Source organism: Desulfopila sp. IMCC35006, from assembly GCF_005116645.1.
In the GTDB taxonomy this organism is placed as follows: Bacteria; Desulfobacterota; Desulfobulbia; order Desulfobulbales; family Desulfocapsaceae; genus Desulforhopalus_A.
The window spans coordinates 31,498-45,982 of sequence record NZ_SWCM01000016.1 but is presented as its reverse complement, the minus strand read 5'-3'; the positions used below and the strand labels follow the sequence as shown (position 1 = coordinate 45,982).

8 protein-coding genes are annotated in these 14,485 nt (G+C 54.7%); 1 reads left to right on the top strand and 7 read right to left on the bottom strand.

The genetic code is table 11. From position 1 onward, the window contains the following. Window positions 1-15: 15 nt before the first annotated feature. The gene (locus FCL47_RS20600) at window positions 16-2,169 is read right to left on the bottom strand and encodes a PAS domain-containing sensor histidine kinase (protein ID WP_167496588.1); all 2,154 of its coding nucleotides are present in this window, start codon (window positions 2,167-2,169) and stop codon (window positions 16-18) included. A gap of 100 nt (window positions 2,170-2,269) precedes the next feature. Further along, window positions 2,270-2,971 (bottom strand): hypothetical protein, encoded by a 702-nt coding sequence (locus FCL47_RS20595; protein WP_136815610.1) that lies wholly within the window; start codon window positions 2,969-2,971, stop codon window positions 2,270-2,272. A gap of 239 nt (window positions 2,972-3,210) precedes the next feature. On the opposite strand from FCL47_RS20595, the gene pyrB reads away from it, so the two are divergent. Continuing rightward, a complete protein-coding gene (pyrB, locus tag FCL47_RS20590; protein ID WP_136815609.1) occupies window positions 3,211-4,149 on the top strand; it encodes an aspartate carbamoyltransferase in 939 nt (312 codons plus the stop codon). 200 nt (window positions 4,150-4,349) lie between these two features. Here the strand turns inward: pyrB and ygfK are convergent, their stop codons facing one another. From ygfK to ygeW, 5 genes are all read right to left on the bottom strand, one after another. Beyond that, window positions 4,350-7,631: a putative selenate reductase subunit YgfK gene (gene ygfK, locus FCL47_RS20585; RefSeq protein ID WP_136815608.1), complete on the bottom strand. Its 3,282-nt coding sequence runs from the start codon at window positions 7,629-7,631 to the stop codon at window positions 4,350-4,352. Further along, window positions 7,618-9,033 (bottom strand): dihydropyrimidinase, encoded by a 1,416-nt coding sequence (hydA, locus tag FCL47_RS20580; RefSeq protein ID WP_136815607.1) that lies wholly within the window; start codon window positions 9,031-9,033, stop codon window positions 7,618-7,620. Before hydA ends, ygfK begins: the two co-directional genes overlap by 14 nt. Window positions 9,034-9,267: 234 nt before the next feature. Further along, window positions 9,268-10,545, bottom strand: coding sequence for an amidohydrolase family protein (locus tag FCL47_RS20575; RefSeq protein ID WP_136815606.1), 1,278 nt, complete (start codon window positions 10,543-10,545; stop codon window positions 9,268-9,270). Between the two features lie 74 nt (window positions 10,546-10,619). Then, window positions 10,620-13,181, bottom strand: a complete 2,562-nt coding sequence (xdh, locus tag FCL47_RS20570) for a selenium-dependent xanthine dehydrogenase (protein WP_136815605.1) — start codon at window positions 13,179-13,181, stop codon at window positions 10,620-10,622. Between the two features lie 84 nt (window positions 13,182-13,265). Next, window positions 13,266-14,462, bottom strand: a complete 1,197-nt coding sequence (ygeW, locus tag FCL47_RS20565; protein WP_136815604.1) for a knotted carbamoyltransferase YgeW — start codon at window positions 14,460-14,462, stop codon at window positions 13,266-13,268. Between the last annotated feature and the right edge of the window lie 23 nt (window positions 14,463-14,485).

Below are 14,485 nucleotides of genomic sequence, written 5' to 3'. Positions count from 1 at the left end.
ACGTCCGTGTGCACATCACCCCCGCGGTAGATCTTTTTCATCAAGTATTCTCCTTATTTTTTGGGACAGTTCGGACAAGTTGAATGGTTTCTGCAGGAACCCGTTACACCCTCTGTTGAGTATTTGAGTTGCCTGACCGTTGATGGAATAGCCACTGGACAAAATTACCGGTACGGCTGGGTATAATTTTCGTATTTGATCAAAAGTCATACTGCCGTCCATTCCCGGCATGATCATGTCAAGGAGAACAAGATCAACCTCTTGGCCTTTGTTCTGCATATGTTCAACGGCCTGCTCGCCACCTTTTGCGACAATCACCGTATACCCCAGTTTCTCCAGCAAGGCCTGGCCCACCTCAAGTATTAACTCTTGGTCATCTACCAGAAGAATCGTTTCAGAACCTTTTTCGATCATGGATTCAACCTGACTTTGATGAAATGGATCTTTGTCCGACACCGGTAAATATATATCGAAGGTTGTCCCGTGCCCCAGTTTGCTGGAGACCGTGATAAACCCGTTGTGGTTCTTGATGATGCCATAGGCCGAAGCCATCCCTAATCCTGTTCCATGGCATTTGGCCTTGGTTGTAAAGAATGGATCAAATACCCGCTGCTGCGTTGTTTCATCCATGCCAACGCCGGTGTCGGTAAACGAAATCTTCGCATAACGTCCAGGCAACACATGGTACGGTGCAAGATAAGAATCATCCAGGGGAACGATTGAGGATTCCAGGCGAAGTTCTCCGCCGCCAGGCATCGCCTGCCAGGCGTTGACAAAGATATTTAACAGTACCTGTTCAATTTGTTGCCTGTCAACCTCGGCCACTATTGGTGACTGCGACATGTTGGCGTGAATCTGGATCTCTTTTCTGGTGCGTTTGAACAGGGTGGCACTCTTTATTACCAGGTCATTCAAATCTGTCGGTCTGGGGTCATACTTGCCGCCACGGGCGGTGCCGAGCAGTTGCGCGGTGAGGCTGGTCGCACTGCGCACATGTTCCTCTATAGCCTGGATATGTTCGAGGTCAGGGCTGGATGGTTCAAGATTCTCAGCTATCAAGGAAGCACGGCCCTGAATCCCCATTAACAGATTGTTGAAATCGTGGGCAATACCTCCGGCCAGGGTGCCAATCGCTTCAAGTTTCTGATTTTCGTAGAACCGGTGCAGAAGTTTCTTCTTCTCGCTTTCTGTTTGTTTCTCTTTGTTTATATCTGTCAGCACACCACGTAGACCAACTGGTTTGCCATCCTTCACAATTGGGCGGCTTGAAGTTCTTACCCAGTGTGGTTTTCCCGTGCTGTCGAGAAGGCGATAGTTCGTAGATTGTAAGTCTCCTGAGATAACCTTCGGAAACAGTTCCTGAACCATTGCGAGGTCTTCCTGGTAAACTAATTCTGTAAAGTGGACTCCCGTGAGGTCTTCTGGCCGGCGTCCGAGAATTAATGTAATGACGGGACTTATGTATTTCACTATACCTGTTGAATCAAGCTCAAAAATTGCATCGTTGATTTCTTCGGTGAGTCGCCGATAATTCTCACGAGAGTCCTTCAGTTCTTTTGTTCGAGCCTCAACTAATATCTCCAGGCGATTTTTATGTTGCGCTAATTCCTGCGCGGTTACTTCTAACCTCCGGTGTGATTGCAGGAGCTCCGAAGTGGAAAGAGCAATGCGTCTTGCCACAATATGTAACGCTATGATGAATACGATGCCCATGTATCCTGCATAGACGAATGTTTTGTCGGAGGCTGTCAGAAGAGCAAGCACCAAAGGCATAACCGTGGGAAAGGTAAAGCAGGCAAAGGCGAGCAATGATGGCGAGAGCGTCAGGATTGCCCCCCCGCTCATGCCGCAGATTATCGCGATAAGATAGAATGTATGCAGATCCGAAGCAGAGGCGTACAAAAGGATTGATGCAACTCCCCAGGCGATTCCCTGGAGAGTGATTAAGGCAAGGGTAATATAATATTTCGTCTTGAAATTCAGGGATTGACTTGATTTGCCTGTAAACCAAAAATAGCATACGAGGCGGAGACCGGATGCGCCGACGATCAGCCATAGCCAGAACTGTTGCGGGGCTGGAATGGCCAGATACGTAAGAAAAGCAATACTCAGGTTAACCGCAATTGCCGTCCTGGTATTCTGGAGCAGCAGACGTGTTTGTTCCTGCAAGAGAACTTCGTTATCTCGTTTACTGCTTCTGTGATTATTGCGTTCGTTCATCCGGATAAGAGAACCTCAGCTTGAGGACTAACGTTCGAGCAACTCTTTGCTAGACGACGAAAGAGTTGCCTCCTGTTTCATGCCAGAGGCCATCGACAACGCCATGGCATTTGCATGCGGTACCAATGAGCAGTGGAGTTTCAGATAGCGACCTGGCAGTTTCAAGCAGGTGCCATAAATCTTCCGGGAAAAAACCTCCTACTCCCGAATGAAACTGGCGGCTTCGGATGATGAGTGGGGTGAAGTTGCCTGCAACCATTGCTTCAAGAAGAAAATATAATGCCGGTGGTCGCTTTTTGCCGGTGTATGTGCAGAGAGCATCCGGCTCGGCGCAGTTCGGCGGACAGATAAAATCGGCATGCGACATAACGACACGACTGGGGCTGATACGGATGGGATGCGGGAAATGGTGCAGCTGTTCGTCAGGGATCTCGGTTGCCCGGACGATCCTGTGTTCGTCGATCAGTTTGTTCCTCAGCCAGTCGGCAGCCAGGTGAACAGGCAGTGCCGGAATTATTTTGTCGACGGCAGCGTTGGGCGTGAAATGTTCGGTCAGCCATTCAATCCCGTCGGCGCGGATCATCTCTATGTCATCCGGCAGGTTCTGGAGCGGGAGCCTGTCTACGACAACAATTTTTCCGCCGGGCGTGTCCTTTTTTAACAAGTCAACAGCCCTTCGGCCAAACTGTCCGCCGCCAATCACCCAGCAGGTTTCCTGGTCGGCTGCAGTTGTGTGCTGCTTTAAAGCCATTTACTTTGAACTCATGAAAATGATTGACGGAATATGGTAATAATTGCAATTTGCGGATACGGTTATTTTGCATCTTGTTGTACCTCGCAATTCCTGGTAGCGTGCAACACGCTTTGCCTCACGACAACGACTCACCCGGGTAAACGGGAAGAAAGCCGGGGCTCATTTCAGTACGCCCTTAAGGGGGTGTAACATATTAATAACATCGACAATTGAGTAACACAATAAGGAGAATAACTATGACAGCATTTCCTCTCGAGCATGTGGTCGAATCGCAGCAATTCGATCGAGACCTGCTGGAAACAGTTTTCCGGACAGCCGACCGGATGAAGGCGGATCTTGCAGGAAAACGCAGTCTTGCCAAAAGCCTCGACGGCAAAATTATGGCTTCGCTGTTCTATGAATCGTCAACCCGTACCCGTTTTTCGTTTGAAAGCGCGATGCTGCGGCTTGGCGGATCGGTGATTACCACGGAAAACGCCCGCGAGTTTTCCAGTGCGGCCAAAGGGGAAAGTCTCTCCGATTCCATCAGGATCATGAACGGTTACGCCGATGTGATCGTTATGCGTCACAACGAAGCGGGGAGCGCGGTTCGTGCCGCCGAGGTTTCCGCCATTCCCGTAATAAATGCAGGCGATGGTGCCGGTCAGCACCCGACGCAGGCCCTGCTCGATATGTATACCATCGTCGATGCCTTCCAGCGATTGGAAAACTTGAAAATTGCCATGGTGGGGGATCTGCGCTATGGACGAACTGTCCGTTCCCTGTCCTATCTCCTGACCAAATATGCCAACGTGGAACTTATTTTCGTGTCGCCGCAGGTATGTAAAATGGAAAAGGATATCAAGGATTATCTGGAAAAAAACAACGTCCCCTGGCGGGAAGAAAGCGATCTCTCCCTCGTCGCTCCCGAGGTCGACTGCATTTATATGACCCGCATCCAGAAAGAACGTTTCCATTCTGTTGATGACTATCAGGCTGCCGCCAGCAAGTATATCCTCTCCCTGGATTGTGTTGAAACCATGAAAAAGGATGCCATCATCATGCATCCTCTGCCAAGAGTCGACGAGATCCCCAAGGAAGTCGACAGCGATCCCCGGGCGCGCTATTTTGAGCAGGCGCAGAACGGTCTGTATATCCGCATGGCCCTGCTGTACCTGTTGCTGCAGAAGAACTGAGACTTCGGCATGTTACGTCATCCAACATTGTTGCCGTCTTTTTTCGAGACGGCATTATACATGTCAAATTTGAGATGGTTATGTAAAAAGCTTCATATTCGAGGCGTGTGAATTTCGTTATTATTTCGGCGTACTAGGGTACGTCGTAATGATAGCGAAATTCACAACAACGAAGAAGATGAAGAGTTTTTACGTAACCATCAAAGTTTAAAGGGGGCCAGTTCGCTAACCGCTGCAAACAAAATCGCCATATGAACCGCCTCAAGCAGGCTGACCGGTTGCAATCCTTCGTCCTTGAATTCCACCTTTTCCGCTCTGTAGTCAAAACTCAATGTTGCCTTGAAGTTGTCGGTTTCGTAGGTGTAGCCGTCAGGTCCTTTGTCGAGTACCGCATGGTGCCGGTCGTTTTTATACTCCAGCCGGTTGGCCGCGGAGAAGTGGTAGCCGAAGTCGGCGGTGGCAAAACTCTCCGGCCGTAGATGAAATTTTGGTTTATCCCGGTATGGCGCGCCACTGGTCGGACAAAAGGTGGCACAGTTGCCGCATTCGTTGCAATAGTCACCCAGATTGAGGATCTGGTATTTTTGGCCGATCCGCCTGGTTTCAAGATCGGTGATCCGGGCCCCGCCCACTTCAGGGACGGCCTGTTGGACGCTGAATTCCACAGGGTACATCTGGAATTCCACGTTGGCCCGGTTGGGACATACCGAGACACAGACGCTGCAGATCTCGTCACATTGCAGACACCTGGCGGCTTCCGCCCTGGCTGCGGCTTCATCGAGGGTTTTGATGACCATTTTAAAGCCGGAACGCTCATCGAGGCCGATTTCCGGCATGATCGTGCCCGGTTGCCGGCGGGCTTTTTGGATGCGCAGTTTTTTGTGATGCAGCTCCTTGCCGCAGGGTGCAGCAACCTTGTTTTCGCCGACTGCCCGCTGGAAAATGGATTCGGCCACCTCTTTGCCATCGCCGATAGCTTTAATCAGGGTCGAGGCTCCCCGGACCGCATCGCCGCCGGCGAAGACATTTTTAATCTGGGTTTCGCGGGTGACCGGGTCGATATCGAGTTTTTTTCCTGGAAAGAAATCGGCATTGACCCGCTGGCCGATGGCGGAGATGACACTGTCGGCCTCCAGTTCAAATTCCGATCCCTCGATTTTAATGGGACGGGGCCGTCCGCTGGCGTCTTTTTCGCCGAGCTGCATCCGGAAGCAGACATTGGACCTGACCCTGCCGTTTTCCACCAACATGCACTCCGGTGCCGTGAGCTCAATAAAATTGACGTCTTCGTCAAGCATGCCCTGAACTTCTTCGGCGGCAGCAGGCATTTCCTCGCGGGTCCGCCGATAGATAAGGCTGACCATGCCGTCCGGGCCAACCAGTCTTTTCGCGGTACGGGCCGCGTCCATGGCGGAATTGCCGCCGCCGATCACGACGACCTTCCTGCCGAGATCGATCTTTTCGCCGCGGCGTACCGCGCTTAAAAAGTCCAGGTTGTCCATGACCCCCTCGGCGTCCTCCCCGGGAAGGCCCAGCTTGACCCCTTCCTGTGCGCCGACGGCGACATAGACATAATCGAAATCTTTGATGATTTTTGCAAACCCGGCCTGGTCGATGACGGCGTTACAGTGCAGCGTGACGCCGAGGGATAAAATGGCATCGATATCTTTTTTGATGGACTCGCTGTCCAGGCGGAAAGTGGGGATGGCATCTGCGGCCCAGCCTCCGGCAAAGGGTTTGCCTTCAAAGATTTCCACCGAAAAACCCTGCAGGGCAAGAAAATAGGCGCAGGATAGTCCGGATGGCCCCGCACCGATGATGCCCACCTTCATGCCATTGGCGTTAGCCGGTGACAAGGCTGGCTGATTGCCTGCGGTCTGGATGACGAACCTTTTTATCTCCCTGATGAGCAGCGGGGTGTCGTAATTGATCCGGGTGCACTTGGACTGGCAGAGGTGATCGCAGACCATGCCCTGCACATTGGGAAAGGGGTTGGTTGCAAGAATCACTTTTCGTGCGCTGGCGTAGTCGCCCCGGGCGGTGTAATACATGTAGCTCGGGATATCCTGGCTGGCCGGACAGGTGGTCATGCAGGGCGCCTTGATGCAGTCGAACGGTCCAAGCTGGGTGTCGGTTTTTATATTGTCAAAGGGGAAACTCTCCTTTTTAAAGTTTCCGTCATCGACCACAGCTGCGGCGTAATTTTGGAGATTGGTCCATCCGGCCTGGTCCACCGGCTGCTTTTTGCCGCTGCCGGCTACGATGAAGTCGTCGATGCTGCTCGCGCCCGCGGCGGTAAAGGCATGATGCAGGGTTTCCAGGTATTGCGACAGGCGCCCGTATCCGCCCGGTTTTAACAGGTCGGAGCAGGTGGTGATGGGTTTTACATTGCAGGCGAGTACGTCGGCGACATTGGCATAGCTGGTTCCGGCGGAAAAAGAGATGTCCAGACAGCCCTGGAATTCATCCTGCAGCCGCCGGGCGAGATTGATGCTGATCGGATGCAGGGCCCGGCCGCTCATATAGACCATCTGCTCTTTAGCCGGTAAGTTCTGCCCATTATTCTGGGTTTCCAGGGTGTTGGTCAATTTGATATTGAACTCAACGCCCATCTTCCGGGCACTGTCCTGCAGTGATCTAATGAGGGCCACTGCGTCCGGATATTTCAGGTCGTGATCAAAAGCCAGATCGGGAACGACGACCTTAAAGCCCAGCCTGGAATTGAGGATTCCCCTGACCTCATCCGCCCCGAGCAGGGTTGGATTGAGTTTTATGGTGGTGTGCAGCCTGCGTTCTTCAACGAAATAACGGCCGATCTTCTCCACCTCGTCCGGCGGGCAGCCGTGCATGGTGGAGATGGTGATATTATCCGACATGCAGTCGCCGATACTGAGCTCGCGCACCCGCGGATAGAAGGCGGCTATCTGGTCTATTTTTGCCGCTTTTTCGTTGCTGCAATCCGCCATTTTATCGAGAAATCCCTGCACCGAGGGGCTGAGAATGCCTTCGAGGTTATAGCCGACGCTCATGTTAAAAATAAAGCCGGGCTCCCCGGCTGTGCCCCAGCCGAACAGATCTTTCAGGACATGCAGGATAATCCAACCATTGAGATATTCGTCAAAGGACTGGGCAAGCTTCAGTTCCTGGGACCATTCGCAGTTGTAGCCTTCATCGCCCATGTCGATGCAGGGTTTGGTCACCTCCAGTTCATCGAGCACCTGGATGGTCTTGAGTTCCATATACCGCGCACCGGTCAGCCAGGCGGCAATCAGGTTCTGCGACAGCTGGGTATGCGGACCGGCGGCGACGCCCACCGGAGTCTCCAGCAATTTTCCGTACCGGCGCATCCGGAAGGGGTCGGTGGTTTTCGGGACATAGAACAGTTCCTTTTCGATGCCGAAAATCCGCCCTTGTTTTTCATCTTTTAAGATCCATTGCAGCAAGGTCGCAATATCGCATACCCACAGTTTATCGCTTCTCATGTCGCTCTCCTTCATTGATGCTCGTGCTGACCGCTGGTCCGCGGTCGATATATTGTCCCCATCCCTGGTCCGCCAGAAGTTTTCCTTCCCGGACGACGATTCGGCCCCGGACGATGGTGGTGGTGGGCCAGCCGCGAACAAGCATACCCTCGTAAGGGGAATAGTCGGCATTCTGGCGGAGGATTTTCGGGGTGATGATTTTTTCCATCTTCGGATCAAAGAGAATCACATCGCCATCCGCTCCCGGGGCGAGGTGTCCCTTGCGGGGGAAAAGGCCCATCAGCCTGGCCGGGGCCGTTGAGACGACGTCTACGAAACGGTGCAGGGAAAGACGGTTTTTCAGTACACCTTCGGAAAAGAGCAGGGGAAGCCTGGTTTCCACGCCGGGTATCCCGCCGGGAGCCTTGGTGAAATCGTCCCGGCCGTGGGACAGTTTGTCACCAAAGGTAAACGAACAATGGTCGGTGGCCGCAACTGCGATGCTCCCTTGAGCCAGCCCCTGCCAGAGCGCTGCCGTATCGGCAGCCTTTCGCGCCGGCGGGGCCATGATATACCGGAGTCCTCGCTCGGGGTCCTCGTAACAGGCATCGTCTAAGAGCAGGTGCTGGGGGCAGACCTCGGCGTATACCGGCAGGCCGCGGTCCTGTGCTTTTTCAATAATTCGCAGTCCGGCCGCAGTCGACAGGTGGACAATGTACACCGGCACATCTCCCACCGCCTCGGCCAGGCTGATAATTCGATAAATGGCTTCAGCCTCCGCATAATCCGGACGACTCAAGGGGTGATACCTGGCTGTCCCTTTCTGTTCGGCTTGGAACCGACTGCTAAGAAAATCTATGATGTCATGATGTTCCGCATGAAAGGCAGTCAGCAACCCGATACCTTTGGCGCGATTCAAAACATCCAGAATTTGCCGGTCCTGCAGCCGGCCGCTGTAGGTCAAATAGATTTTGGCGCTGGAGACCCCGTGGGTGCTGAGCATTTGCATCTCATCGAGGATCGATGGGGTCACGTGCTGGAAAACGCCGTGGAGGCCGAAGTCGACGACGCAGGCTTTTTCGGCCTGCAGCCTGGAGGACTTTATCTGGTGCAGAAGCGAACAGCCGTCCGGGCCAAAAGACGGGTGCTCGACGACGCAGGTGGTGCCGCCAAACGCTGCGGCCGCCGAGCCCTCGTAAAAACCGTCGCTGACCTTAAAGCTGCCGACCGTGAGGTTCAGATGGGTATGCGCATCCACTCCACCCGGCATGACATATTGACCGGCAGCGTCGATCACCTGAGCACCTTGCCGCTCCAGGGCTTCGCCGAGAGCGGCAATCGTTCCATCGACAAGGAGCAGGTCGGCCTGCAAGGTTTTGTCGGCGGTGACAATAATACCATTTTTAATGAGGATATCCTGCATGGCGTAGTAATATTCTGCTGATTACCTATTGAAAATCAATCTTTTATGTGATTACCACTAAACCTTAGCTATATGGGGATATAAGGCGCCCTTTGCACGGGTGTTCCGCAGCCTGGATGGCTGCGGTCAAGCCCCCAGGGATGGGTTTATGGCGTCTCGTGCAAAGGGCGCCTCATATCTCTCTGGACCTTCTGCGCTGAACTTTAGATGTAATCACAATATTTTATGATGGCATTAGAGTTTGGCCCAGAGTTTTCGCCCCATGGCTCTCGCCTGGCTCAGCACTTCTTTCTCATCTACCGTTTGTATCCGCCTGTCTTCAACGAGCAACCGACCCTGGGCGATGACGCTCTCCACATGTCGGGTATCGATGCCGAAGACAAAATGGCCGAGAAAATTATCCTGGGTCAGGTCGGTCGGCGGGTCGTAGTCGAGGACTACCAGATTATTATCGCCGTCCCCGGTCGTACCGGTCGCCTCGATATACCGGTGCACATTGCGAAAGCGGTCATAGATGGTGTCGAAACCAATCCCTTCGGTGGCCTGGCCGGAGAGAAAGGCCGCTTTCGCGCTGCGCAGCATATCGCAGTGCATCCCGTCAGTGCCCAGCATCATCCGGCTCTGGAGGTCGCCGTAACGGCCTAAGCCGACGTTGTTGTTCTGGTTGCTCTCAACATTCTGCACGACCCAGACTCCGGACTGTTGCAACAGCTCACGTTCCCTGTCCGAGAGATGGATACAGTGGGCCAGAATCGATTTGTTCAGCTGCAGGGCGCCGGCGCCGTACAGTCGCTCAACCACCCTTTTGCCGAAATTGGTCTGGCAATGCTGCTGGTCGGAGAAGTCTTCCGCCACATGGATATGCAGGCCGGTCTGGTGTTTTCCGGCAAGGGCGACCGCCTCCTCGAGCAGTTGCTCCCCTACGGTAAAAGAAGCGTGCAGCCCCACATGCCCGGCCCGACCCGAGGCGAGGAAGGCCTCCGTTTCGGCCAGTCCCTGTTCGCGGATTTCAGCGCCGTCTCTGTCCGACATCTCGTAGCAGAGCATATGCGCGATGCCGACGCGGTCAAATGCCCGGGCGATGGTTTCCAGCGAGCCCTCGATGGCAAAAGGCGATGCATGGTGGTCGATGACAAAGGTTACCCCGCTTTTGGCGCAGTAGATGGCCGATGCCAGGGCGCTGGCCTCAATCATTTCCAGATCCAGTTGCTTGTCGATATTCCACCAGACATATTCGAGAATTTCAGGAAAATTGGTGGGGATCTTCCTTGGCGCGGGCATGCCTCTGGCAAGGGTGGAATAGATGTGATGATGGCCGCAGCCAAAAGATTTGGTGACAAATTTTCCCTTGCAGTCGACGATGCGATCGTCGGCAGCCAGCGCATCACCCGCCGGAAGGCTCGATATTTTGCTGACAGTACCCTTTGGCCCGGAGGCAACAGCCAGATGGGTAAGGTGTATCACCAGATTCTGCCAGTCGATAAATTGTGCGTCTTTGAGATATAAGGTCATGGTTGCACCCCGCTTGATTTTGATTTACCTGCGGGATCCCGTGTGGCACAAGGGATCCAGGGAGAAGCTAGCCGTTATTTCTTTTCCGGCGGCGCGAGCGGCAACCGGTATCGACGGATGCCGTCAAACCGGTAATAACTGTTGGCAATGGCCGCAGCCGTCGGGATGGAGCCGATTTCACCTACCCCTTTGGCACCAAACGGCCCGGAATCATCGGGATATTCGACCCCGATCACCTTGATCTCCGGCACGTCTTTTGCCTTCGGGAGGCCAAGTCTGGCCATCCGGTCCGAGGTAAGCTTGCCGTCTTTGAGCGGATAGTTCTCAGTCAGGGCATAGCCCATGCCCATGACGACGCCGCCTTCGACCTGTCCTTCAAAAAGATTCGGGTTGATAATCCGGCCGACATCGTGGGCCGCATGGATACTCTGCAGTGTACCGGTTTCATCGAGAATTGCCATATGCACGGCATAGCTGTAGGAGAAGTGACTGATGATTTCTCCTTCCACGTCATGGCTGGTGGTCCAGTCAACAAAATGGTGGCCAAAATATTCTTTCCCGACCAGATCATCAAGCGGCTGGCTGTGCAGATCGGCTTTGAGCTTTTCAGCCACAATAATGGTGGAATTGCCAAGCAGGGCGGTGCCCCGGCTGGCGGTGGTGGCCCCGCCTCTCGCGCCGCCGCCGGTGGAGGATTTGACCTCGATGGCGATTGACTCGTCCAGCCCGCAGACTTCGGCCAGTACCTGGCGGGCGACGGTATTGATGCCCTGGCCCATTTCACTCCAGCCGTGATACAGTTCGATCCGGTCGGGAGCAACAATTTTGAGCCGGGTTTCGCTGATCTCTTCGATGCCGTTGCCGATGCCGCAATTCTTGATGGCACAGGCAATCCCTGCATATTCGGCACTGTTGAAGGCATCCTTTACTTCCGTAAGGCACTGACGCAGGCCAACAGCACTTTTCAAGATATGGCCGGTGGTCGTCATCCGGCCGACATCAAGGGCGTTGTCGTAGCGAAACTGCCACCGGTCAAAGCCTCCCTTGCTGCACAGTTCATCGACCATGCACTCCATGGCAAAATTGGACTGGTTCACGCCAAAGCCGCGAAAGGCGCCGGCGGGAGGATTATTGGTGTAGTAGGCACTGGCTATGACGTCCACATTGGGGAGATGGTAGGCGGCAGCGGCGTGGGTCCCGGTGCGGGCCACAACGGCGCCACCCATGGAGGCATAGCCGCCGGTGTCGCCCAGTATCCTCGCGCGAAGGGCGGTGAGCATGCCTTTTTCATCACAACCCAGCGTGTAGTGAAGTAACATCTTGTGTCGCTTGGGGTGCATGCGCATCGATTCCGGACGGCTCAAGCGCACCTTTACCGGACGCTGAAGCACCATGGCCGCAAGCGAAGCATGGTGCTGGACCGTGAGGTCTTCCTTGCCGCCGAAAGCCCCGCCCGCCGAGACGAGGACCACATCGACCTGCTCCGCAGCCAGATTGAGGGCTGAGCTGATCTGGTCACGATCCTTGAAAATTGCCTGGCTCTGGGAATACACGATCAATCCGCCTTGCCCGTCCGGTTTGGCCAGAGCGGCTTCCGGTTCCAGAAAGGCGTGTTCGACAAAGGGGGTCTCGTACTCGCCCTCGACAACATGGGCCGAGCGGGCAAAGACATCTTCCACCGCTTCGCCGCGGCGGATGACGGTTTCTTTGAGCAGATTGCCGTGCTCATGGATCAGTATCGGCGAGTCTTTTGCCCTGGTAATTTCGGTGAGCGGCTCGAGAACTTCATAGTCCACCTGGATTAATTCGACGGCGAGGCGGGCAATCTGTTCGGTTTCCGCCACCACACAGGCGAAAACGTCGGCAATGCACCTGGTCGTTTCACCTTCGAGCACCATCATCGGCCAGTCTTTGACGACAAGGCCCTGGTGGCGTTTTCCGGGGATGTCGGCGCCGGTAAAGACCCGAATCACCCCGGCCATTTTTGCCGCCGCCGACACATCGATGCGCCGGACCACGGCGCGGGGATGTTCGCTGAACTTCAAGGCGCCGTGGCACATCCCGTCCAGCTGCATATCGGCGACATACGGGCCGATGCCGAGAGCCTTTTCGTATGCTTCCACCTTGGGGTAGGAATAGCCGATACCGGTTCGCGTTTCCCAGTCAATCTGCAGGTGGTCGCGCAGGGCCTTGGCCGCAAGCAGGATACCGTCGATAATTTTCACATAGCCGGTGCACCGGCAGAGGTTGGCCTGCAGGGCCTTGATGACTTCGGCGCGGCTAGGATCGGGGTTGTTCTCCAGCAGCATCTTGGTCCTTGCCAGAATGCCCGGGGTGCAAAAGCCACACTGCACCGCACCTTTGGCGACAAAGGCGCGGGCGAGTGTCCGCCGGACATTTTCCGGGAAACCTTCGATGGTGATAACCGACTTTCCCGTCACCTTAAGCATTGGGGTGACACACGCCAGAGTCGGTCTGCCGTCAAGCTCGACCATGCAGGCACCACAGGCTGCCTGGCCGGAACAGCCGTCCTTGACCGAGGTCAGGCCCTGGTCTTCGCGCAGGTAATGCAAAAGGGACAGCTTTTCATCGCCTGAAAAGGATGCTTCCCGGCCATTGAGCGTGAAAGTAATCATGGTATCCTCCTCCTTATAAACGGGGGTGGCGCGGTAAAACCTGTTCCTGGCCACCGCCGGCGCGGCAATGCTGTTTCGCCGGCTTTATCGAATCCGGGCCGTTCCCTCTTGCAACATAGCGGCAAGGCTGTCAGCGGGATGTTTTGCCTTGGCCAGCATGATCATGGCGGCGATGATATAAGGCTTGTAGCTCGCCTGCATATACAAGGGCTTACGGTAGCGGTCGAACACGCTTGCGGCAACCTCACCCTCCTTGCAGCTCACCCCGCTGATGTCTGCCGGCAGGCAGTGCAGATAGAGGGCTTCACCGCCATGGGTGCTTGCCATCATCGACTCGGTGCATTCCCAGTCTTTATGCTGGGCATTCTGGGCCAGGAGTTCTTTTTCAAGGGCCTTGATGCCGTCAAAATCGCCGTCGCCGTAGAGTTGCGTGCGGCTTTCCATGGCGGAAAATGGGGCCCAGCTCTTGGGGTAAACGATGTCGGCATCCGCAAATGCCTCTGCCATGGAATTGGATTTGGTAAACTTGCCACCGGCTGCCGCCGCATTTTTCATGGCAATTGCTTCTACTTCCGGCATTATCTCATACCCTTGCGGGTGCGCCAGCGACACGTCCATGCCAAAACGGGTCATCAGCCCGATAACGCCCTGGGGGACCGACAACGGCTTGCCGTAGGAGGGGCTGTAGGCCCAGGTCATGGCCAGCTTTTTGCCTTTGAGATTTTCCACGCCGCCGAAATGGTTGATCAGATGCAGCATATCCGCCATAGTCTGCGTTGGGTGGTCGATGTCGCACTGCAGGTTGACAAGGGTGGGGCGCTGCTCCAGGACACCTTCCAGGTACCCTTGCTGCACGGCCTTGGCAACCTCGCGCATATAGGCGTTTCCCTTGCCGATATACATATCGTCGCGAATACCGATGACATCGGCCATAAAAGATACCATGTTGGCGGTCTCGCGCACCGTTTCGCCATGGGCCACCTGGGATTTGCCTTCATCGAGGTCCTGCAAGGTCAGGCCCAGCTGGTTGCAGGCGCTGGCGAAGCTGAATCTGGTCCGGGTGGATTGATCGCGAAACAGGGAGATGCCGAGACCCGAGTCAAAAAGACGGGTGGAGATATTTCTCTGCCGCAGCCCGCGCAGAATATCCGCGACCAGAAACGTGGCCTGGATATGTTGATCGCTTTTTTCCCAGGTGAGCAGGAAGTCGTTGGCGAACATGTCCTGGTAGTTGCGTTGCGCCAGTTGCTGTATAAGGCCTTGTATCTTTGCGTTATCCATTATATTTTCTCCAATTTGCTGTT